Source organism: Actinomadura sp. WMMB 499 (genome assembly GCF_008824145.1).
GTDB lineage: Bacteria > Actinomycetota > Actinomycetes > Streptosporangiales > Streptosporangiaceae > Spirillospora.
In genome coordinates, this window is the sequence record NZ_CP044407.1 from 1,979,031 (window position 1) to 2,000,968 (window position 21,938).

21 protein-coding genes and 1 riboswitch are annotated in these 21,938 nt (G+C 75.5%); of the genes, 5 read left to right on the forward strand and 16 right to left on the reverse strand.

Going from position 1 to position 21,938, the window contains the following annotated elements; translation table 11 throughout:
- Window positions 1–35: 35 nt before the first annotated feature.
- From cobT to F7P10_RS08705, 11 genes are all read right to left on the reverse strand, one after another.
- Window positions 36–1,868 (reverse strand): nicotinate-nucleotide--dimethylbenzimidazole phosphoribosyltransferase, encoded by a 1,833-nt coding sequence (cobT, locus tag F7P10_RS08655; RefSeq protein WP_151008875.1) that lies wholly within the window; start codon window positions 1,866–1,868, stop codon window positions 36–38.
- On the reverse strand, window positions 1,852–2,913 hold the full coding sequence (cobC, locus tag F7P10_RS08660) for an Rv2231c family pyridoxal phosphate-dependent protein CobC (RefSeq protein ID WP_151017915.1): 1,062 nt from the start codon (window positions 2,911–2,913) through the stop codon (window positions 1,852–1,854). The genes cobT and cobC overlap by 17 nt, the downstream gene beginning before the upstream one ends.
- An 8-nt stretch (window positions 2,914–2,921) precedes the next feature.
- On the reverse strand, window positions 2,922–3,515 hold the full coding sequence (locus F7P10_RS08665; RefSeq protein WP_151008876.1) for a precorrin-8X methylmutase: 594 nt from the start codon (window positions 3,513–3,515) through the stop codon (window positions 2,922–2,924).
- Window positions 3,516–3,532: 17 nt separating this feature from the next.
- On the reverse strand, window positions 3,533–4,063 hold the full coding sequence (locus tag F7P10_RS42115) for a cobalamin biosynthesis protein (RefSeq protein ID WP_176611360.1): 531 nt from the start codon (window positions 4,061–4,063) through the stop codon (window positions 3,533–3,535).
- 56 nt (window positions 4,064–4,119) lie between these two features.
- Entirely contained in the window at window positions 4,120–5,046 is a 927-nt protein-coding gene (locus F7P10_RS08675) for a hypothetical protein (protein ID WP_254716496.1), read from the reverse strand.
- Between the two features lie 47 nt (window positions 5,047–5,093).
- Window positions 5,094–5,543: a hypothetical protein gene (locus tag F7P10_RS08680; protein ID WP_151008879.1), complete on the reverse strand. Its 450-nt coding sequence runs from the start codon at window positions 5,541–5,543 to the stop codon at window positions 5,094–5,096.
- Entirely contained in the window at window positions 5,540–6,484 is a 945-nt protein-coding gene (locus F7P10_RS44100; RefSeq protein WP_151008880.1) for a GNAT family N-acetyltransferase, read from the reverse strand. The genes F7P10_RS08680 and F7P10_RS44100 overlap by 4 nt, the downstream gene beginning before the upstream one ends.
- The gene (locus F7P10_RS08690; protein ID WP_254716497.1) at window positions 6,481–7,866 is read right to left on the reverse strand and encodes a cobyrinate a,c-diamide synthase; all 1,386 of its coding nucleotides are present in this window, start codon (window positions 7,864–7,866) and stop codon (window positions 6,481–6,483) included. Before F7P10_RS08690 ends, F7P10_RS44100 begins: the two co-directional genes overlap by 4 nt.
- Window positions 7,860–8,474: a cob(I)yrinic acid a,c-diamide adenosyltransferase gene (gene cobO / locus F7P10_RS08695; RefSeq protein WP_151008881.1), complete on the reverse strand. Its 615-nt coding sequence runs from the start codon at window positions 8,472–8,474 to the stop codon at window positions 7,860–7,862. Before cobO ends, F7P10_RS08690 begins: the two co-directional genes overlap by 7 nt.
- Window positions 8,475–8,840: 366 nt before the next feature.
- Window positions 8,841–10,916: a putative cobaltochelatase gene (locus tag F7P10_RS08700; RefSeq protein WP_151008882.1), complete on the reverse strand. Its 2,076-nt coding sequence runs from the start codon at window positions 10,914–10,916 to the stop codon at window positions 8,841–8,843.
- Window positions 10,917–10,974: 58 nt separating this feature from the next.
- Window positions 10,975–11,094, reverse strand: a riboswitch (cobalamin riboswitch).
- 57 nt (window positions 11,095–11,151) lie between these two features.
- A complete protein-coding gene (locus F7P10_RS08705) occupies window positions 11,152–11,850 on the reverse strand; it encodes an ATP-binding protein (RefSeq protein WP_151008883.1) in 699 nt (232 codons plus the stop codon).
- A gap of 461 nt (window positions 11,851–12,311) precedes the next feature.
- Between F7P10_RS08705 and F7P10_RS08715 the strand changes: the two genes are divergently transcribed.
- The 4 genes from F7P10_RS08715 to F7P10_RS08730 all read left to right on the forward strand — a co-directional run bounded on the left by F7P10_RS08715 (window position 12,312) and on the right by F7P10_RS08730 (window position 16,252).
- Entirely contained in the window at window positions 12,312–13,154 is an 843-nt protein-coding gene (locus tag F7P10_RS08715; protein ID WP_151008885.1) for a helix-turn-helix transcriptional regulator, read from the forward strand.
- Complete coding sequence (locus F7P10_RS08720; RefSeq protein ID WP_151008886.1) at window positions 13,151–13,351, forward strand: DUF397 domain-containing protein; 201 nt, start codon at window positions 13,151–13,153, stop codon at window positions 13,349–13,351. Before F7P10_RS08715 ends, F7P10_RS08720 begins: the two co-directional genes overlap by 4 nt.
- Before the next feature lie 135 nt (window positions 13,352–13,486).
- Window positions 13,487–14,506, forward strand: a complete 1,020-nt coding sequence (locus F7P10_RS08725; RefSeq protein WP_151008887.1) for an LLM class F420-dependent oxidoreductase — start codon at window positions 13,487–13,489, stop codon at window positions 14,504–14,506.
- 90 nt (window positions 14,507–14,596) lie between these two features.
- Complete coding sequence (locus F7P10_RS08730; RefSeq protein WP_151008888.1) at window positions 14,597–16,252, forward strand: acetolactate synthase large subunit; 1,656 nt, start codon at window positions 14,597–14,599, stop codon at window positions 16,250–16,252.
- A gap of 56 nt (window positions 16,253–16,308) precedes the next feature.
- On the opposite strand, the gene F7P10_RS08735 is transcribed toward F7P10_RS08730, so the two are convergent.
- The 5 genes from F7P10_RS08735 to F7P10_RS42125 form a co-directional block, all read right to left on the reverse strand.
- Complete coding sequence (locus tag F7P10_RS08735; protein ID WP_151008889.1) at window positions 16,309–17,115, reverse strand: methyltransferase domain-containing protein; 807 nt, start codon at window positions 17,113–17,115, stop codon at window positions 16,309–16,311.
- A 143-nt stretch (window positions 17,116–17,258) separates the two neighbouring features.
- Window positions 17,259–17,465: a hypothetical protein gene (locus F7P10_RS08740; protein WP_151008890.1), complete on the reverse strand. Its 207-nt coding sequence runs from the start codon at window positions 17,463–17,465 to the stop codon at window positions 17,259–17,261.
- 220 nt (window positions 17,466–17,685) lie between these two features.
- Window positions 17,686–19,704 (reverse strand): FtsX-like permease family protein, encoded by a 2,019-nt coding sequence (locus tag F7P10_RS08745; RefSeq protein WP_151008891.1) that lies wholly within the window; start codon window positions 19,702–19,704, stop codon window positions 17,686–17,688.
- Window positions 19,701–20,396, reverse strand: coding sequence for an ABC transporter ATP-binding protein (locus tag F7P10_RS08750; protein ID WP_151008892.1), 696 nt, complete (start codon window positions 20,394–20,396; stop codon window positions 19,701–19,703). The genes F7P10_RS08745 and F7P10_RS08750 overlap by 4 nt, the downstream gene beginning before the upstream one ends.
- Window positions 20,393–20,563: a hypothetical protein gene (locus tag F7P10_RS42125; protein WP_176611361.1), complete on the reverse strand. Its 171-nt coding sequence runs from the start codon at window positions 20,561–20,563 to the stop codon at window positions 20,393–20,395. The genes F7P10_RS08750 and F7P10_RS42125 overlap by 4 nt, the downstream gene beginning before the upstream one ends.
- 120 nt (window positions 20,564–20,683) lie before the next feature.
- Here F7P10_RS42125 and F7P10_RS08755 point away from each other — a divergent pair, with 120 nt between their 5' ends.
- A complete protein-coding gene (locus F7P10_RS08755; RefSeq protein WP_151008893.1) occupies window positions 20,684–21,925 on the forward strand; it encodes a sensor histidine kinase in 1,242 nt (413 codons plus the stop codon).
- Window positions 21,926–21,938: the final 13 nt, after the last annotated feature.

Sequence of the window (21,938 nt, forward strand, 5' to 3'; positions counted from 1 at the left end):
GATAGCCGAGCGTGACTCGGCCCGTGATCGGGACGTTACGGTGCCGCGTCCTTCCCGCTGACGCCCGCCGAATCGAACGTGGCGACCTCGTGCAGCACCCGGACCGCTCCCTGGACGAGCGGCAGCGCGAGCAGCGCGCCGGTTCCCTCGCCGAGCCGCAGCTCCAGGTCCACCAGGGGACGGAGCCCGAGGTGCTCGATCGCGGCGGCGTGCCCGGCCTCGGCGGAGCGGTGGCCGGCGACGCAGGCGTGCAGGGCGTCCGGGCACAGCGCGGCGGCGGCGAGGGCGGCGGCGCCGGCGATCACGCCGTCCAGCACGACGGGGACGCGCAGGGCGGCGGCGCCGAGGACGAATCCGGCGAGTGCGGCGTGCTCGAGGCCGCCCACGGCGGCCAGGACGTCCAGCGGGTCCCGGGGACGGGCGCCGTCCACGAGACCGTGCCGGACGAGCGCCGCGCGGACGATCCCGACCTTGCGGGCGTGCGTGGCGTCGTCGACGCCGGTCCCGCGGCCGGTGACGCGCTCGGGCGGCAGGCCGGTGAACGCGGCGATCAGCGCGGCGGACGCGGTGGTGTTCGCGATGCCCATGTCGCCGGTGACCAGGCAGCGGGCGCCCGCCGACACCAGCTCGCGGGCCACCTCGATGCCGGTCTCGACGGCGCGGCGCACCTGGTCGTCGGTCATCGCGGGGCCCCGGGTCATGTCGGCGGTGCCGTGGGCGATCTTGCGGCGGAGCAGGCCGGGGGCGGCGTCCAGGTCGGCGGCGACGCCGACGTCCACGACGCTGACCTCGGCGCCGACCTGCCCGGCGAAGGCGTTGACGACCGCGCCGCCCGCCAGGAAGTTCGCGACCATCTGCGCCGTGACCTCCTGCGGCCAGGGGGTCACGCCCTGCGCGTGGACGCCGTGGTCGGCGGCGAACACCGCGACGGCGGCGGGTTCGGGCAGCGGCGGCGGGCAGTGTCCGGCGAGCCCGGCCAGCCGGACCGACACCTCCTCCAGCACGCCGAGGGACCCCGGCGGCTTGGTGAGGCGGGCCTGGTGCTCGCGGGCGTCGCGGATCGCGGCCGCGTCCGGCGGCGCGACGGCGGCGACCGTCTGCTCGATCATGTGCACGGCGTCCTTCCCGGGCAGCGCGCGCCGCCCGTACTCCTCCTCGTGGACGGCCCAGGCGAGGGGCCGGCGGCGCGCCCACCCGGTCAGGTCGAGGACGGGCGCGGCCGGGAACCCGGTCACGTGCCCGACGCACAGGTAGGCGACGATCTCCACGTCGGCGGGCAGGCCCAGCTCGGCGGCCAGTTCGCGCTCGTCGAAGAAGCTGACCCAGCCGGCTGCGAGCCCTTCGGCGCGGGCGGCCAGCCACAGGTTCTCCACCGCGCACGCCGCCGAGTAGTGGGCGGTGCGCGGCTGGGCGTGGCGGCCGAGGGGGTTGCGGCCGCCGCGCGTGGGGTCGCAGGTGACGGCGATGTTCACCGGCGCCTCGCGGATGGCCTCGACCTTGAGTCCGTCGAAGCGGGCGGCGCGCGCGGGCGGCAGCGTGGCGGCGTACCCGTCGCGCTGACGTTCGGCCAGGGCGCGGATGCGTTCGCGCTTGGCGGGGTCGCGGATGATCAGGAAGTCCCACGGCTGGGTCAGGCCGACGGACGGTGCGCGGTGCGCGGCTTCCAGGACGCGTGTGAGGACGTCATGGTCGACGGGGTCGGGCAGGAAGCCGTCCCGGACGTCGCGCCGTTCGGCGATGGCCCGGTAGACGGCTTGACGTTCGTCGCACGCGAACGCGTGCGCGCGCCCGTCCTGTCCGGGGTCGTCCCGTCCGGGATCGTTCCGTCCGGGGTCGTTCCGTCCGGGAAGGTCAGATACCGAGCTCACCCATGACCTCCAGGAGTGCCTCGTTGGACGCGCGGTCGCGCACGGCGATGCGGAGCCAGTCGGGGCCGAGCCCGGGGAACGTGTCGCCGCGCCTGACCGCGTAGCCCCGCTGCCGCAGCAGGGCCCTGATGCCGAGTGCGTCCGGGATGCGGATGCAAAGGAAGGACGCGCGCGCGCCGGGAACCACGTACAGGCCCCGCCCGGTCAGTTCCGCGGCCAAGCGGTCTCGTTCGGCCCCCAGCTCGACGGCCCACTTCTCTGCCTCCGCGACGGCATCGGGCGCGGAGCACTCCTCGACGGCGACGAGCGCGGGCGTGGACACCGCCCACAGCGGCTGCGCCTCCGCCAGCCGGGCGACGAGGCCGGGCGAGGCCAGCACGTAGCCGGCGCGGAGCCCGGCCAGGCCCCACGTCTTGGTGAGCGACCGGATCACCACGACCCCGGCGGGCAGCCGCGCGGCAAGCGTCTCGGGCTCGCCGGGCACGCAGTCCATGAACGCCTCGTCCACCACGACCGTCCGGCCGGGACGGGCGAGCGCCGCGACGGCCGACGCCGGGTGCAGCACCGACGTCGGGTTCGTCGGGTTCCCGATCACGACGAGGTCGGCGCCGTCCGGCACCGCCGCGGGGTCGAGCGTGAAGTCGGCGCCGAGCAGGACGCGCTCGACGTCGTGCCCGGCCGCCCGCAGCGCGGCCTCCGGCTCGGTGAACTGGGGGTGCACCACCGCGGCCCGGCGCGGTGCCAGCACCCGCGCGAGCAGCACGAACGCCTCCGCGGCGCCCGCCGTCAGCAGCACCTCGTCCACCGACCGGCCGTGCCGCCGGGCCACCGCGCGGCGCGCCGCCCGCTGGTCGGGGTAGGCGGCCAGGTCGCCGATCGACGCCCGGATCCGCTCGGCGAGCCAGGCGGGCGGCATGCCGGTCCGCACGTTCACGGCGAAGTCGGCGAGGCCGTCCCCGACCTCGGCGTCCCCGTGGTGGCGCAGGTCGACGTCGCGCCCGTCCCGGCGCCCGTGGTGGCGCCGGTCGGCGTCGCGGGCCGTCATGTCCGCGGTCATCGCGCTTCCTCCTGGTACAGGAGGGCGTTGACGGCCGCGGCGGCGACCGCGGATCCGCCCTTCTCCGACACGTTGCTGAGCTGCGGCAGCCCGCTGGCGCGCAGCGCCTCCTTGGCCTCGGCGGCACCGACGAACCCCACCGGCACGCCGATGACCAGCGCCGGGCCGACCCGGCGGTCGATGATCTCGAAGATCGACTCGGGTGCCGACCCGACGACCCACACCGCGCCGGGGCCGACGTCGGAGTAGGCGAGCCGGACCGCGGCGGCCGGCCGGGTGATGCCGGCGGCCCGCGCCATCCGCCCGACGGCCGGGTCGGCGGCGTGGCAGACGGTCTCCCGCGCGGTGATCCCGGCCGCGACCATGTACTCGTCGGTCACGATCGGCGCGCCCGCCCGCAGCGCCGCCCAGCCCTGCTCGAGGGACTCCTCCCTGGTCACCAGGTCGACGGCGTACTCGAGGTCGGCGGTGGCGTGGATGATCCGCTCGGCCACGGCCCGCCACAGCGGCGGCATCGGCGACAGGTCGACGCGGGACCGCAGGATCTCATACGACCTGATCTCCACCGGATGCGGCTGGCGTACGCTCACAGGAGCCTCCTGCTGGGTCACGGGCAATCCTCGCTGTCGCCGTCCCCGGGCGCGTCCCGCTCCGGGAGGAGATACCAGGGTTTCACGCCTTCCGCACCGTTATGCCGGAATGTGTCGCCTTCATCCTGCTCGGCATCCCCCTCGACGGCGCCCGTCGCGAGGGCCGCCGTGGCGTACCCGGACGCGCGCTTGGGGACGGCGAGGCGGGCGGGCGCGCCGCCGAACGCGCGGACGGCGTGCAGGGCGGCGGCCTCGGCGACGCTCGCGGTGCCCGTCCGCGACCGCACGGCATCGGACGGGTGCGGCACCTCGATCCGCGCCAGCACCGGCACAGGGTAGGCGACCAGCGGGAGCCCCCGGTCCCGGGCGGCCGCGCGGACGGCGGGCTCGCCGCCCCGCCCGTCGGCGGTCGCGACGCACCAGACGGCGCCCGCACGCACACCGGCCTCCCGCAGGACGGCGTCCAGCAGGGCGCCGACCTCGGCCGCTCCGGCCCGCGTCGACGCTCCGGCCCCGATCACCGCGACGGGCACGGCGGCGCGCGTCACAGCATCACCCGTCCCAGCATCACCCGTCCCTGCATCGCCCGTCCCTGCATCGCCCGTCACAGCGGCGGTGTCCGCTCGACCGGACGGGCGCGTTCCGCCGGGAGCGGGGACGGCTCCGGGACCGCGCGGCGCGCCCAGACCACGGCGACGGACGGACGCGCGGGCCGGGGTGAGGCGTGCAGCGTCGCCGCCTCGGCACGGAAGCCCGCTTCGTCCAGGACGTCCAGCAGCTCCGGGACGCGCTCCTCGTCCGCCGTCGCGACGAGGCGGTGCAGCGCCCGCGCGGCGCAGGCGCGGGCGGAGGCGGCCTCCGCCGCGCCGAGGAAGACCGCGTCCGGGTCCGGGAGGTGGTCGAGGACGGACGGCAGCGTGCCGCGCGACACCGCGACCCGCACGCGGCGGGCGCGGACGGCCGCCCGGATCAGCTCGCAGGACGGCGCGTCGGGCCCGACGGCGACCGCCGCCGCGCCGAAGCGGGCGCAGTCGGCCGCGATCGAGCCGTCGCCCGACCCGATGTCCCACACCAGGTCGCCCGTCCGGGGGCCGAGCCCGGCGAGGACGAACGCCCTGGCCTGCGGAGCGAGGGCCGCACCGGCGAAGTCGTCCAGCGCCCAGCCGTCCGGGCCGGGCGGGCGCGCGATCCAGCCCGGCGGGTCCGGCGGGCGGCGCTCGTCGAGGACGAGCACGACCTGCGGGGCGTTCCAGGGGCGCGTCGTCGCCTCGGCCGGACGGACGCGGACGACGCGCTCGTCCGGCCCGCCGAGGTCCTCGCAGACGACGAACGAACGCGGGGTCTGCGGGAACAGCGCGCGCGCCAGTTCCGCCGGTCCCGCCCCAGGAACGGTGAGCACCGCGACCTTCGGGTGGGCGCGGCACGCATTCACCGCCCGCCGCAGCTCGTGCGCCGACACGATCAGCGCGTCCTCCCAAGGCAGACCGGCACGCGCGCACGCGCGAACCACGAGGGATCCGTCCAAGCCCACGCCCACATCCACGCCCACATCCACGCCTACGTCCATGCCCACCGCGCCTACCGCGCCATGCGCCCGAACATGCCGACCATGCGCTCCCCGGCGGCGTCCAGCAGCACCACCTGGGCCGCGACAGACGCCGCCCGGCGCTCCAACTCCTCCGCCGTCCGGCGGCACAGCTCGCGGCCGCACGGCCCGAGCCGTCCGGCGGCCTCCCACAGCGCGTAGGCGCGGCCCGGGTCGGCGGCGGCGACCTCGGCCGCCAGCGCGGCCCCGCCGTCGGCGTCGCCCGCCATGTCGGCGGTGATCTCCCCCAGCACCGGGCCGACGATCGCGGCCTGGTCGGCCAGCCCAGCGACGAGGACGACCTGCCGCAGCCCGCGCCCGGCGGCCTCCCCCAGCGCGTCCAGGTCGACCGGCGCGAAGCAGCCGTCCGGCAGCTTCGGCAGCATCCGCCGGGCCGCGCCCTCGGCGCCGCCCCCGTACATCACCAGCGTCTCGTCGATCATGCCCGTCCCTCCCGGTCGTGGGCGACGAGCCTCGCGGAGGACGGGTCCGCGGGCGGGCGCGCCGCGCCGGGGACCGGCGCATCGACCACCACGCCGGGCCGCGCCGCCGCGACCCCCTTCACCGCGTCCTCGAAGGGCGCGGGGTCGCCGAGCGCGAACGCGACCGTCCGGGCGCCCTCGTCCAGGGCCGCGAGCACGGCGGCGGCGGGGTCGCCCTCCACCCGCCGGATCCGGGTCGTGTGCGCGCGCACGGGCGCCTCGGGCGCGTCCGCGACGAGCACCGCGTCGGCCTCGTGCAGCAGCCGCAAGGCCCGGACGGTGACCAGTTCGGGATCGCCCGGCCCCACGTCCACGGGCACGAGGCGCGCGGGCCGTCCGTCCGGCGCGTCCCGCACGTCGGGCGCGATGCGGCTGAACACGAACATGTCCTGGTTGACGCCCGCGGCGTCACGCTCCGCGCCGCGCGAGCGTCCCTCCCGCCAGAACCGGGCCTTCTCCGCCACCCGGATGGACGGCGCGTTGCTCGTCAGCGCGCGCAACTCCACCCGGTACAGGCCGCAGTCGCGCAGCGCCCAGTCCGACACCAGGCGAAGGGCCTCGGTCGCGTACCCGTTCCCGCGCGCGCCGGGGCGCATCCCGTATCCGACCTCGCAGGTGCCCTGCGTCCAGTCGACCTTGAACAGCCCGATCGTCCCGAGGAGCGCGCCGTCGCCGCCGGTCACCGCGAGATGGATCCCGAGGCCGTACTGCTGGACCTTCTGGATGCCCTCCCGCAGGAACCACGCGATCGACTCCGCGTTGAGCTCCGAGGGGAAGTTGGGGGGAAGCCAGTCCTCCCGCGCGCGGATCACCTCGATCAGGCTCGCCGCGTCGTCCAGGCCGAACGGGCGCAGGACGGTCCGTTCCCCCTCCAGGCGCACATTTCCCTCGAAGGCGTTCAACCGTGCTCCCTACCGCAGGCGTGGACCATTCTGCTCGCGAACCAGGGCGATCCGGCCCAGTGCAGATGGAGGTAGGACGCGACACAGTCGCCCTGCACGAACCCCGCCGGGCCGGACGTGGACCACTGCCAGGCGGCCGTGTCCCCGTGCGCGGGGTCCGTCACCGTGCGGTGGAACTCGTGGCCGCGCACCCGTTCGCCCGTCCGGGCGACGACGGAGTCGGCCACCGCCACCGCGGCACGATAGCCCAGCGTCAGGCGCGGAGCCATCGTCGCTTTGACACCGTCCAGGACGCCGCACATCGGCGCACCGTCCAGCTCCTGCGCCAGGTAAAGGAGCCCCGCGCACTCCGCGTACACGGGCCGCCCCGCCCCGGCGAACGCCGCCAGCTCCGCGCGCAGCCGCTCGTTCGCGGCCAGCTCCGCCGCGTACACCTCGGGGAACCCGCCGCCGACGACCACCCCGCGCGTGCCGGCGGGCAGCGCCTCGTCCCGCAGCGGGTCGAACCGGACGACCTCCGCGCCCGCCGCCGCCAGCAGCTCCTCGTTCTCCGCGTACCCGAACGTGAACGCCGCTCCCCCGGCCACCGCGACCCGCGGCCGTCCCGCCCCGGTCCGGACCTCGACCGCCGCCGCCGGATCCCACGCCCCGGCCGCGATCGGCGGGGCCGACCGCGCCAGCGCCGCCAGCGCGTCCAGGTCGCAGGACGCCGCGACCAGCTCGCCGAGCCGCCGCACGCTCGCGACCGCGTCCGCGTCCCGCTCCGCCGCCGGGATCAGCCCCAGGTGCCGCGACGGCGTCGCCGCGTCCGCGTGCCGCCGCAGGGCCCCGAGCACCGGCACGCCCAGGTCGCCGAGCGCGTCCCGGCACATCGACTCGTGCGCGTCCGAGCCGAGCCGGTTGAGGATCACGCCCCCGACCCGCACCGACCCGAACGACCGGAACCCGTGCACGATCGCCGCCACGGACCGTCCGGCCGCGGCCGCGGCGTCCACGACGAGCACCACGGGTGCGTCCAGCAGCGTCGCCACGTGCGCGGTCGACGCGAAGTCCCCACCGCCGAAGTCGCCGCCGCCCGTGCGCCCGTCGAACAGGCCCATGACCCCCTCGACGACCGCGATGTCGGCGATGTCGGCGTCCGCCGCCCCGTGCAGGAACAGCGGGACGACCCGGTCCTCCCCGGTGAGCCACGGATCCAGGTTCCGCCCGGGCCGTCCGGTGGCCAGCGCGTGGTAGCCGGGATCGATGTAGTCGGGCCCCACCTTGTGCGGCGAGACCGCCGCGCCCCGGGCCGCGAACGCCGCCATCAGCCCGGTCGCCACGGTGGTCTTGCCGCTCCCGGACGCCGGCGCCGCGATCACCAGCCGCGGAACGTTCACCACTCGATGCCCTTCTGCCCCTTCTGCCCGCGGTCCATCGGGTGCCGTACCTTGCCCATCTCCGTCACCAGATCGGCGAACTCGACCAGCCGCACGTCGGCGTCCCGCCCGGTGATCACCACGTGCTGGTTGCCGGGCCGGTCGCGGAGCGTCGCCACGACGTCGTCGACATCCACCCATCCCCATTTCATCGGGTAGGTGAACTCGTCCAGAACGTAAAGGCGGTACGTCTCCGCCCGCAGATCCCGCTTGATCTGCTCCCAGCCCTCACGGGCGTCCGCCGCGTGGTCTTCCTCGGTGCCGGGCCGCTGGATCCACGACCACCCCTCGCCCATCTTGTGCCACGCGACCGGTCCGCCCTCCCCGGTCTCCCCGTGCAGCCGCCCGAGCGCGAGCAGCGCGTTCTCCTCCCCGATGCGCCACTTGGCCGACTTGACGAACTGGAACACCCCGATGGGCCACCCCTGGTTCCACGCCCGCAACGCCAGCCCGAACGCCGCCGTCGACTTGCCCTTGCCCGGCCCCGTGTGCACCATCACCAGCGGCTGGTTGCGCCGCTGTTTCGTCGTCAGCCCGTCCTCCGGGACATACTCCGGTTTCCCTTGCGGCATCCTCGTCCCCTTTCCACGTCATCAACCTTTCGCGCCCAGCACATCGGCGATCCGGCCCGACCGGCCCCGTCCACCGCACGCAGACCCGACGTCCACCGGACCGCCGCCGCGCGCCGAGCAACCGCCCGCACGGCGTGACCGGCCCCCGCGCCGCAATGCCGACCACAGGCACGAGCCGCCCCGCTCGGGGCGACGAGCCAACGCAACCGGACGCCGTCGCGCTGCCCAAGCGATAGCGGCCCGGGGTCGGCCACGCCAGCCGCGCCGCGCTGCTGCCGCCGTCGCGCCGACGGACCGGCCCCACCGGCCCGCGGTCGCGCCACCGGCCGTCCCGCCGCTCGGGGAGGACGGCGCGGGACGCGGCCGTCACGCGGCGGGGCGGGTGGCGCGGACCAGGCCGGCGAGGGAGTCGGCGGCGAGGTCGTGAAGGCGGACGACCTCGGCGCCGAGGCGGGCGCCGAGGGAGGCGGCCAGGCCCAGCCGGACGGGGCCGGACTCGCAGTCGACGACCACCGAGGCGACGCCCGACAGGTGCGCGGCCGCGGCGGCCGGGTCGGGGCCGTGGGTGGCGCGGCCGTCGGTGACCACGACCAGGAGCGGGCGGCGGGCCGGATCGCGGAGCCGCTCCACGCGCAGGACGTCCGCCGCGCGCAGCAGCCCGGCCGCGAGCGGGGTCCGGCCGCCGGTGGGGAGGCGTTCGAGGCGGCGCGCCCCGGCCTCCACCGACGAGGTCGGCGGGAGTGCGAGGTCGGCGTCCGTGCCGCGGAACGTGATCAGGCCGATCTTGTCGCGGCGCTGGTAGGCGTCCAGGAGAAGGCTCAGGACGGCGCCCTTCACGGCGCGCATGCGGGCGCGCGCGGCCATCGAGCCGCTCGCGTCGACGACGAACAGGACCAGGTTGCCCTCGCGCCCGTCCCGGACCGTCTCGCGTAGATCGCTTGACCTGACGACCAGGCCCGTACCGTCACGGCCGCGCGCGCTCTGGTGCGGCGCCGCCGCGCGCAGCGTCGCCGTCAAGTGCAGCCCGCGCGCGCCCGGCCGCGCACCCGAGACCCGCCCGTACGGGCTGCGCGCCTTGGAGCGGCGTCCCGGCGCACCGGCGCCGATACCGGGAACGGTGAACAGGCGCGGCTTGTAGGCGGCGTCGGCCGGTGCGGGCTCGCTCTCCGCCGACCGGCCCTCGCCGGACGGCTCGGGCACCGGCGACTCGGAGCCGTTCGCCCCCGCGGGCTCCCCGGACGGGTCCGGGGGGACCCCGTCCGGCAGGCCCCCGCCGCCGGGGCCGTCGTCGTCGGGCCCGTCCGGACGGTCGGGGTCCTCCGGGCCGCCGGGCGGCGGGCCGTCGAGACCGTCCGCTCCACCGGAGGCGTCCGGGCCGCCCTCCGGCGGTTCGGGGTCGGCTTCGGGGTCGGCGTCGGGGTCGGCGTGGTCGTCGAGGATCCGGTCCAGCTTGTCGGCGTCGAGTCCGGGGGCGTCGAACGGGTCGCGGCGGCGGCGGTGCGGGAGGGCGAGGCGCGCGGCGGTGCGGACGTCGTCGGCGGTGACGGACCGGCGGTCGTGCCAGGCGGCCAGCGCGATCGCGGCGCGCGCGGTGACGAGGTCGGCGCGCAGGCCGTCGACCTCGAAGGACGCGCAGACGGCGGTGATCTGGCGGAGCGCGGCGTCGGTGAGCTCGACGTCGGGCAGGCGGTCGCGGGCGGCGGCGATGCGGGCGGCGAGATCGGCTTCGGCGTCGGCCCAGCCGGCGGCGAACGGGCCGGGCGCGTCCTCGAAGCGGAGCCGCCGGCGGACGACTTCGGCGCGTTCGGCGGGGTCGCGGGTCGCGGCGACCTCGACGGTGAGGCCGAACCGGTCGAGGAGCTGCGGGCGCAGCTCCCCCTCTTCGGGATTCATCGTGCCGACGAGGAGGAACCGGGCGGCGTGCCGCACCGAGACGCCCTCCCGCTCCACGTGCGACTCGCCCATCGCGGCGGCGTCCAGCAGGAGGTCGACGAGGTGGTCGTGCAGGAGGTTGACCTCGTCGACGTACAGGACGCCGCGGTGCGCGGCGGCGAGCAGGCCGGGCTCGAAGGCGGTGACGCCCTCGGTCAGCGCGCGTTCGATGTCGAGGGAGCCGGTGAGGCGGTCCTCCGACGCCCCCACGGGCAGTTCGACGAGCCGGGCCGGGAGCTCGCCGGCCCCGGCGTCCGCGGCGTGCGGGCCGTCCGGGCAGCCGGGGTCGGGGGCGTCCGGGTCGCAGCAGAAGCGGCAGCCGGGAACGGTCCGGACGGGCGGGAGCAGGGCGGCCAGCGCGCGGACGATCGTCGACTTGGCGGTGCCCTTCTCGCCCCGGACGAGGACGCCGCCGACACCGGGCGACACCGCGTTGATCAGGAGCGCGAGCTTGAGATCGTCCATCCCGACGACGGCGGAGAAGGGGTAGCCGGGGGCGGCAGGGGGCATCGCGGGTTCGGTCCTTCCTCGGGTGTCCACGCCCGACGGCGGTGCGGTCCGACGGCCGGAGTTCCTGGCTCCCCGAGCACGCTCCCCCGCGGCCTTCCGGCGTCGGCGCCGTGGCCCCTTCGAGGGGAACTCCCTGGTCACAGTTGCGGGACAGCCCCGGATTCGCACCGGGTTCCTCCGCGTCCGTCGCCCGCAAGGATCGCACACCGGCGTGCCGCGCCAGGAAGGGCCCCGGTCAGGACGGTGTCGCCCGCGGGATCGCGAACCACACGGCCTTGCCCCGCAGGGACGGCCCGAGCCGCGACCGGGTGCGGCGCATCCCCCACCTGCCGTTCGACAGTTCGCGGACGATGCCGAGCCCGCGGCCGCAGTCGCCGGACGTCCACGAGTAGCCGGGCAGCGCGGTCTCGGCGAGGGCGTCGAAGACCGCGCAGCGGACCTCGCCCGCGCCCTCGCCCCCGGTGCCGTCGTCGCCGAAGTACAGCCACAGCTCGTGCGGGCCGTGGTCGCCGGCGTGCTGGTGGGCGTTGGTGGCGAGCTCGCTGACCATCAGCTGCGCGTCGCCGATCACGTCGCGGGGCACGCCCAGCGTGGCGAGGGCGTCGCGCAGGACGCGGCGCGCGTGGGACGCGCAGCCGGGCCCGCCGGGCAGCGCCCACACCCAGCCGGGACGGGTGCCGGCGGGGGCGCCGGGCTCGTCGGACATCGCGTCCGCCATGCTCTGCGCGGTGTGCCCGGGTTCCGGCGCGGGTTCCGGCGCGGACTCCGGCGCCGCCCCGGGCACGGACTCGGGCGCGGGTTCCGGCGCGGGCCGGCGGACGGGCCGGGACTGCGCGCCCGGGGCCGGTCCGGGCACGGCATGGGTTTCGGCCTTCACGGACGCGTCCGCCGGGGTCGTCCGGATGTCCGCAACGTGGGTCGACGATGTCTTCACGGGTCCTCCCGCGACTACGTGCCAGGGGTGCGCGGCGGAGTCGCTCGTCACTTTCGGTCCCCGAGCAGTCACGGAACCCAGCGTTACGTGAGATTCTCACCTTTGCAACTGCCTTCGCGAAATCGACCTGCCTTCGTGCCGGGTTGCGGCAATCTCGTTGTGGCGCACCCGCCGAGGAGTGAGGAGGCTCCACTCCCTTGACCTGCTCCCCCGCCCGAAGCGGGGGGGTTCCACGGGTCGCCCCGTGGGTTCCTGCTTCGTCGCCGACCGCTCCGTCCGGGAGGGCTCCCGTTGAGGTCTTACACCGGCTCCACAGGCACCGGCTCCACAGGCCGACACCGCCGGCCCGGCGGCCGGCACGGCGGTTCGCCCGGCGGCGAACCGCCTGTTCCCGTCCGGCTCCTCAGCAGGCTTCGCTTCCTCCCCGGCCCGGCGGCCGGGGCATCCACGAAGGAGACCAGATGACTTACCGCCCCACCGTCCGCGGCCGCCGGCTGGCCCGCGAGATCCGCCGGCTGCGTGAGGAGCAGAAGCTCACGCTGCAGGAGGTCGCGGACCGGCTCGACTGGTCGCGGGCCACCATCTCCCGCCTCGAGACGGGCCAGACCCGCCCGAAGCCGGGGGACATCGCCGACATCCTCGACCTGTACGGGGTGCCGAGCCCCGAGCGCGACTCGCTGATCACCCTCGCCCGGCAGGCCGGCCAGCGCGGCTGGTGGACCGCCTACCAGGACGTGTTCGCGGGCAGCTACGTCGCGCTCGAGGACGAGGCGTCGCACATCCGCACCTGGGACCCCCAGCTCATCCACGGGCTGCTGCAGACCGAGCAGTACGCGCGCCGCGTCATCACCGCGGGCCGCCTGCTGCCCAACCAGGAGGACATCGAGCGCCGCATCTCCGCCCGCAAGCACCGGCAGGGGCTGCTCACCCGGGAGACCGCGCCCCAGCTGCACGTGATCTTCGACGAGGGGGTGCTGCGCCGGCAGATCGGCGGGCCCGGCGTGATGCGCGGCCAACTGGAGTCGCTCGTGGCCGCCGCGGAACGCCCGACCATCACCATTCAGGTACTTCCGTACTCGGCGCAGGAGCACGCGGGTCTAGACGGACGTTTCACCATATTGTCGTATCCAGACCCCGCAGACCCCGATATCGCCTACGTAGAGGGCACCATGGGCGACGTTTACCTTGAGAGCGCGGAGGCAATAGCAAAACATAGGGACCGCTTTGATCGGATCGAGGCGGCCGCCCTGTCCACAGAGGAATCCGCGCACCTCATAGCCGAGGCAGCAAGGAGCAGCCCGTGACCAACCTGCAGCGCGACCTGACCGGGGCCGCATGGCGCAAGTCCTCCCACAGCGGGAGCGGCGACCAGTGCGTCGAGGTGGCCCCCCTTCCCCGCGATCTGCGCGCTGTCCGCGATTCGAAGGACCCCGGCGGCCCGGCCCTGGTGCTGACGCCCGCCGCCTTCGAGGCCCTCCTGACCACCGCCAGGGAGGCATAGCCGAGTCGCGCCGAGGGGTCGCGGCCTCCCCCGGCCGCGGCCCTTCGCCGTGCCCGGACGCCGGACCGCCCTTCCCGAAAAATAGAACGTGTTCTACCATCGCTCTGCGTCGTCAACGCGGAGAAGGGGTGGATCGTGGGTACCGATCTCAAGCTGGGCCTGAACGTCGGCTACTGGCAGCGCGAGCCGGAGGACCAGACCGACACCGTGCTGGCCGCCGAACGGCTCGGCTACGACGCGGTGTTCACCGCCGAAGCCTACGGATCGGACGCGTTCACCCCGCTGACCTGGTACGCGGCGCGGACGTCCCGGATCAGGCTCGGCACCGCCGTGGTGCAGATGTCGGCGCGCACCCCGGCCGCCACCGCGATGCACGCCCTCACCCTCGACGCGCTGTCGGGCGGACGGGTGATCCTGGGGCTCGGCGCGTCCGGTCCGCAGGTCGTCGAGGGCTGGTACGGGCAGCCGTTCCCGAAGCCGCTGGCGCGCACCCGCGAGTACCTCGACATCGTCCGGCGGGTGTGGCGCCGCGACGAGCCGGTGACCAGCGACGGGCCGCACTACCCGCTGCCGCTGCCGGGCGGCGCGGGCCTCGGCAAGCCGCTGAAGTCGATCGTGCACCCGGTGCGCCCGGAGATCCCCGTCTACCTGGGCGCGGAGGGCCCGAAGAACGTCGCGCTGGCCGCCGAGGCGACGCAGGGCTGGCTGCCGCTGTTCGTCGACCCGGAGCAGATCGAGCCGGTCTTCGGCGCGTCCCTCGCCGGACGCCCGGACGGCTTCGAGATCGCGGCGACCGTCACCACGATCGTCACCGACGACCTGGCGTCCGCGCTCGAGTTCGCCAAGGTCCCGCTCGCCTTCTACATCGGCGGGATGGGCGCCCGCGAACGCAACTTCCACCTCGACCTCATCGGCCGGCTCGGCTACGCGGAGCAGGCGGCGCGCGTCCAGGAGCTGTTCCTGGACGGCCGGCGCCAGGAGGCGATCAGAGCGGTCCCGGACGACCTCGCCGACTCGATCTCCCTGCTCGGGCCGATCGGGCGGATCAAGGAGCGGATGCAGCTGTGGCGCGACAGCCCGGTGTCCACGCTGCTCATCGCCGGGGTGAAGGACGAGCCGACGCTGCGGGCGATCAAGGAGATCGTCGACGGCTAGAACGCGTTCTCGCCAGGGAATTACCGCGGTGTCGCGCGTGCTGCACGGGAGGAAACCCCCGAAGATCGCACGTGGGAAGAGGGACACACGATGTCCGCGCAGGAAGACGCCGCCCGTCTGCTCGTCCGCACCCTGGAGGCAGAGGGCGTCGAGTACGTCTTCGGCATACCGGGTGAGGAGAACATCCACTTCGTCAACGCGCTGACCGACTCGTCGATCCGCTACGTCCTGGTCCGGCACGAGCAGGGCGCCGCGTTCATGGCCGAGATCTACGGCCGGCTCACCGGGAAGGCGGGCGTGGCGTCGGCGACGCTCGGGCCGGGCGCGATCAACCTGCAACTCGGCGTCGCGGACGCCACCACCAACAGCACCCCGGTCGTGGCGATCTCCGCGCAGGTCGGGCTCGACCGCATCTACAAGGAGTCGCACCAGATCGTCGACCTCGTGTCGCTGTTCCGCCCGATCACCAAGTGGGCGGAGCTGGCGCCGCACGCCGAGGCGCTCCCGGAGATGGTGCGCAAGGCGTTCAAGACCGCGCAGACCGAGCGTCCCGGCGCGGTCTACCTGGCGATCCCCGAGGACGTCGAGGCGGCGAAGGTCCCGGCCGACCTGGCGCCGCTGCCGGTGAACGTCGTGCGCCCGCAGGAGCCGTCGCCGTCGCAGATCGCGCGGGCCGCCGACGTCCTCGCGCTCGCGCGGCGACCGATCGTCCTGGCCGGGCACGGCGCGACCCGGCACCGCGCGAGCGAGGCGCTGGTGTACCTGTCGGAGCGGCTCGGGCTGCCGGTCGCGACGACGTTCAACGGCAAGGGCGTGTTCCCGGACGACCACCGCAACGCGCTCGGCGCGGTCGGGTTCATGCGGCACGACTACGTGAACTTCGGCTTCGACGAGGCGGACGTGCTCATCACCGTGGGCTACGAGCTGCAGGAGTTCGACCCCGTCAAGATCAACCCGGACGGCGACAAGAAGATCGTCCACATCCATCCGTCGCCCGCCGAGGTCGACGACCACTACGCGGTCGACGTCGGCATCCAGGGCGACATCTCCCGCTCCCTCTACGCGCTCACCGACGCCACGCACCGCCGGTTCGACGTGAACGGGACGGGGCGGAAGATCCGCGAGCTGATGCGGGCCGAACTCGCCGAGGGCGCCACCGAGGACGGGTTCCCCCTCTCCCCGCGCCGCATCATCGCCGACGTCCGCGCCGCGATGGGCCGCGAGGACATCGTGCTCGCCGACACCGGCGCGGTGAAGATGTGGATGGCGCGCATGTACCCGACGTACGAGCCGAACACGCTGCTGGTGTCGAACGGGCTGTCGTCCATGGGCTTCGCGGTGCCGGGCGCGATCGCCGCGAAGCTCGCCCACCCCGACCGGCGGGTGCTCGCCGCGACCGGTGACGGCGCCTTCTTGATGAACTCGCAGGAGCTCGAGACCGCCGTCCGGGAGAACATCCCGATCACCGTGCTGATCTGGGACGACTCCGCGTACGGGCTGATCGAGTGGAAGATGGACCTCGAGCTCGGCCGCAGCTCCCACATCAAGTTCGGCAACCCCGACTTCGTGAAGTACGCGGAGAGCTTCGGTGCCCACGGGTACCGGGTCGAGTCGGCCGGCGAGCTGCTGCCCACGCTGCGCAAGGCCCTCGCGGACGGCGGCGTCTCGGTCGTCACCGTCCCGGTCGACTACTCGCACAACCTGCGGCTCACGGACAAGCTGGGCGAGCTCACCGACCCGTTCTGAGGCCGTCCCCCGGCCCGGACGCGTTTGCGCGCCGGACGCGTTCCCGGGCCGGACGGTCAGGCGCGGCAGACGATCTCGCCGTGCAGGACGGCGAACCAGCCGTCCTCCGCCGCCGCCCACGCCTTCCAGCCCGCGTAGACGCCGTCCAGCTCCGCGCGGGTGGCGTGGCCGCCGGCGACGGCGGCGTCGGCGACGGCCGAGCGCGCGAGGCGCCCACCCCACGAGTCGCTCCACCAGGCGCGCTCCTCCGGCGTCGCGAAGCACCAGGTCGACGCGGACGAGCGCACGTCGGCGAAGCCCGCCGCACGGGCCCACGCGGCCAGCCGCCGTCCCGCGTCGGGCTCGCCGCCGTTGCCGCGCGCCACCTTGCAGTAGACGGGCAGCCAGGCGTCCATGCCCGGCGGGTTCGGGTGCCAGACCATGCCGCCGAAGTCGGCCTCCCGCACCGCGACGACACCGCCGGGCCGGGCGACGCGGCGCATCTCGCGCAGCGCGCCGACCGGATCGGCGATGTGCTGCAGCACCTGGTGGGCGTGCACGACGTCGAAGGCGCCGTCGGGGAACGGCAGGTCGTGAACGTCCCCGACGGCGAACTCGACGTTCGGCGGGCCGCCCGCCGCGGCCGCCTCCCGTGCCTGCTCGACGACGCCCGCGGCCGCGTCGACGCCGACGGCGCGTCCCGGCGCGACGCGCTCCGCCAGCCCCGTGGTGATCGATCCGGGCCCGCAGCCGACGTCCAGCACCGACGCGCCGGGACGCAGATGCTCGATCAGGTACGCGGCCGAGTTCTCGACCGTTCGCCACCGGTGCGCGCTCAGGACGGTCTCGTGATGTCCGTGGGTGTAGGTCGCCTGGTCGGCCATGGGATCACTCCTTCTCGGTGATGGCCGCACCCTACTCCGCCTTCTCGAATCCTGAGAAACATGTATCAAATATTGAGACAGTCGATCAAAGAAAGGGCCGGGACGCTGTCGTCCCGGCCCTTTCTACGCTACGGTTTCCCCCGTCAGGCGGCGACCACTGCGGCCCGCACGGCCGGGCGGCGCGCGTCCCGTACGGGCAGCGTCTCCACGGCGGCGAGCGCGCGAGGCGGCTCGGCGTAGGCGTTCATCGTCGCGTGGGTGAGCTCGGTCAGCCACGGCTGTACGGCGGTCCGCTCCGCGGGCCCGTCGAGCCGCGGGTGAGAGATATGGAAGTTCGCCTCCACTGCCAACACCCCTTCCTGTACGCCGACGGCGCCGCCGCCCGGCGGGGCCGTCGCCCATGACGTACCCCCTGGCACGTCACCCCACCCGTCACGGTTCCGCATCAGCTACGATGCGTAGCGGTCTCGGTACCGTGCCGGGCGTCGGGCCGGGAGCCGAAACCCCCTCGAACCCGTGGTGACATGCACAACCTACGGCTCGCCTCTGACATTCCGCCCCCGCGCGAGTTCAGTCCGGACGGGGCGCCGGGTCGGTCGTCACGGCCCTCAGCAGCGGACGGCTGAGAGCGCTCGCGCCGAGGATCCCCCCGAAGCCGAGCACCACGAACCCGGCGAGCGTCAGCGCCCCGCCCGCGCCGACGCCGGTCGCGAACGGGGACGCGAAGAACAGCCCGGCGAGCAGCGACCCGCCGCCCATCACCGCCAGCGGCACCACCGTCTCCTGCCGCCGCGCGCGGTCGAGCACCTCCAGCGGCGTCCCGGCGAGGCGGAGCATCGCGTAGGTCCGGCGGCGGTCCAGGACGGCCGACGCCCCGGTGATGCCCGCGCTGGTGGTCCCGATGAGGAACGAGACGGCGAGCACGGTGAGCGCGCCCGTCCGCAGGTCGCCGAGCAGGTTCCGGCCGCCGGTGCCGTCGTCGGCGGGAGTGGTGGCCACGCGTCCGGGGACGAGCCCGTGCAGCGCCGTCCGGGCGCGGTCGACGGCGGCGGCGCCGCCGGGCACGGTGATCGTCACGACCTTCGCGCCGCCGCGCGGGCCGTCGCCGTCGCCGGTCGAGACCGCGGCCTCGATCCCGCCGAGCCGCCGCTCCGCCCGCGCGGCGATCGCCGCAGGATCGCGGCCGTCCGGGACGCCGATCCGGAGCCGGTCGGACGCGCCGTCCTCGATCGTCCCCGGGTTCAGCAGCGCGAGGAACCCGGCGACGAACCCGGTGAGCGCGACGCCCGCGACCGTCCGCCACACCGAGCGCGGGTCGTCCCGCAGGCGGCGGCCCGCGAGCAGCCGGGAGGGCCCGCGGGCCAGCGCGACCATGCAGCCGCCGATCACCGACACCACCCACGGTCCCGCGTAGTTGATCGTCAGGAAGGCCAGCGTCATCAGGACGAGCAGGACCGCGAACCCCGCGTACCGCATCCCCAGCAGCCCGCCGCTCACGGCGCCGAACGCGACCAGCACCGCGAGCGGCGCGAGGATCCGGACGGCGCGCAGCGCGGGCGGCGTCTCCCGGCGGGCGACGCCGAGGGGGGAGACGACGACGCGGCGCAGCCCGGCGACGGCACCGGCCCCGACGAGCAGCGGGACGGCCGCGAGGACGGCCGCGACGCCCGGCGGGCCGGGCCACAGGTGCCCGGCGAACCAGCCGCCGCCCTGGATGGTGATGTGCGTGAGGGCCGGGACCGCCGCCGCGTACAGGACCGCGCCCAGCACGGCCCCGGCGGCGGCGGTGAGGACGGCTTCGGCGGTGGTGATCGCGACGACCTGGGCGGGGGTCGCGCCGACCAGCCGTAGGGCGGCGAGCCGCCCGTCGCGGCGCGCGACGGTGAGCCGGGCCGCGGCGCCGCCGAACACCAGGAGGGGTGCCACCATCAGCGCGGACGCGACCCCGGCGAGCACCCGGTAGACGCTCATCCACGAGGACGTGCCGGTGTTGAAGGCGTCGATGCGCGTCGGTGCGGCGGTGGTCTCCAGACCGGTCGTGTCGGAGCGCGGGGCGGTCAGGACGGGCGCGGCGGCGTCCCGCCCGACGACGGCGACGAGCTCGCCCGGGGAGACCAGCGCGTCGTCGCCGAGCGTCCCGGCGGGTTCGGGGAACCGGTCGGCGAGCTGGCCGGCGGGCAGGTCCGCCAGCCGTTCGGCGAGCGCGGGGGACGCCCACAGCTCGCCCGGCTCCGGGAAGCGCGGCATTCCGGGCGGGACGGGCGGGTCCGCGGACAGCGCGCCGAGGTCGACGACCGTGACGGGGTCCCCGCGCACGTAGTCCGTGGAGAGCGCCTGCACGGCCGCCGGCGTCCCGGAGGCCCCGTCGCCGGGCGCCGCCGGATGCCGCCACGCGTCGGCGGCGGCCCGCTCGGCGAACGCGTGGTTCGCGCCGAGCGCGAACAGCAGCAGCCCGGTCGAGACGGCGACGGCCGCGAGGGTGAGCAGCGAGCCGAGCAGGTTGCGCGCTCCCCCGCACCGCAGCAGCCGCCACGACAGCTCGAGGGTCGTGCGGGCGGTGCGCGCCGGCCCCGCCGCCCGCGCCGTCACGCCGCTCCCGCGACGGGACGCCGCGCGCGGCCGTCGCGGACCTCGACCGTCCGGTCGCACCAGGCCGCGACGGACGCGTCGTGGGTGACGACGACGAGGGACGCGCCGTTGTGCCGGGTCGCCTCGACGAGCAGCCGCATGGTGTCGCGGCCGGTCGCCTGGTCGAGGGAGCCGGTCGGCTCGTCGGCGAACACGACGGCCGGGCGGGGCACGAGCGCGCGGGCGATGGCGACGCGCTGCGCCTGCCCGCCGGACAGCTCGCCCGGCCGGCGGCCCTCCAGCCCGGCGAGGCCGAGCGGCCCGAACCAGGCCCGCGCGGCCCGCACCGCCTCCCGGCGCGGCGTTCCGTTCAGCATCAGCGGCAGCGCCGCGTTCTCTTCGGCGGGCAGTTCGGGCAGCAGCTGCCCGAACTGGAACACGAACCCGAAGCGGGTGCGGCGCAGCGTGCTGCGGCGGCGCTCGCCGAGCGCGTCGACGCGCTCCCCGAGCAGCCGCACCTCGCCCGCGTCCGGCACCGTGATCCCGGCGAGGCAGTGCAGCAGCGTCGACTTGCCGGATCCGCTCGGTCCCATGATCGCGACGGTCTCGGCGCGGTCGACGGCGAGGTCCACGCCGTCGAGCGCCACGGCCGTCCCGAATCGCTTGACCAGGCCCCGTCCCTCCAGGACGGGTTCGGGGGCGACTTCGGTCACCGGTGCTCCCCCGCGCCGTCGGCACCGGCTCCGCGGGCTCCGCCGGTTCCACGGGATCTCCACGATTCGGTGATCTCGGTCATCGGCATGACGATGCCGCCGTACACCACGAAGACGACGAACGCGGCGGCGAAGGCGATGGCGAGCGGGACGTAGATGATTTCCATGCCCCCAGCGTCCGGGAGCGGGCCGTCCCCGCGCATCGGGCGCGGGGGCGGTCCCGGCTCGCCGCCCATCGGCCGGATGACCGATCCGCCGGTCGGCCGAGGGTCGTAGCCTGATTGCCCGTGAGCGACACAGGGGCCGGACTCGACCGCATCCACACCGCCGGCGGATGGGTGGCGCGCATCGCCTACGGGGGGTTCGCGGCCCTGTTCCTGCTGCTGTGCCTGGTGGCCATGAGCAGCGTGATCGACCTGTGGATGGTGATGCTCGCGACGACCGTCACCGCCGCCGTGGTCAGCCGCGGGCAGCTGCTGCCCTGGGGCATCGCCGCGGGCACGCTGTCGCTGGGCAGCAGCCTGTTCCTCGGGACGGCCGTCATGGTGGAGTGGAGCGGCAACCCGAGCATGTTCGCCGAGATCGGCGGGCTGCTGATCATCACCGTCCGGGCGGTGTGGCGGCTGCCGCGGGAGCGGGCGATCGCGGTGCCGGTACTGCTCGGCGCCGCGCTGCTGACCATGCCGCTGCGCTGGTCGGTGATCTCGGCGGTGCTGTTCACCGCGCCGCTCGGCGTGCTGCTCGCGATCGCGATCGGCGCCGGGCTGTACCTGCGGGCGGTGGACGCCCGGCGGGCCCGGTCGGTGACGGCGGCGCGCCGGGACGAGCGCCTCGAACTGGCCCGCGACCTGCACGACTTCGTCGCGCACCACGTCACCGGGATCGTCGTGCAGGCGCAGGCGGCCCGGTTCGCGGCGGGTTCGGGCGCCGCGCAGTCCCCCGAGCGGCTGGACACGATGTTCGAGGGCATCGAGAAGGCCGGGACGGAGGCGCTGACGTCGATGCGCCGCATGGTGGGCCTGCTGCGGGACGCCCAGGACGGGACCGATCCGGCCGCCCCGGGCGCGGCCGGCGGCCCGCACGCGCCGGGCCCGCACGCGGACCCGTCCGGCGGCCCCGCCGACCGGGGTTCGGCGACCCGGCCGGTCGGCGATCTCGACCGGCTGCGCGAGCTCGTCGCCGGGTTCACGCACCCGCCCGCCGTCCTGTCCGTCGCGCCGGATCTCGGGCCGCTGCCGCCGGAGTCGGCGACGTCCGCGACACGGGTCGTCCAGGAGGCGCTGACGAACGTCCGCAAGCACGCGGCGGACGCCACGTACGTGCGGGTGTCGCTGGCGCGCCTCGGCGGCGGCGTCGAGGTGGCCGTGCGCAACGACGGGCGGGGACGCGGGCGGCGGCTCCCGTCGAGCGGGTTCGGGCTGACCGGGCTGAGCGAGCGGGTGGCGGCGCTCGGCGGGCGGCTGCACGCGGGACCGCGGCCCGAGGGCGGCTGGGAGGTCGTCGCCGTCCTGCCCCTGCCGGGATCCTGAAAGAATCGGACAC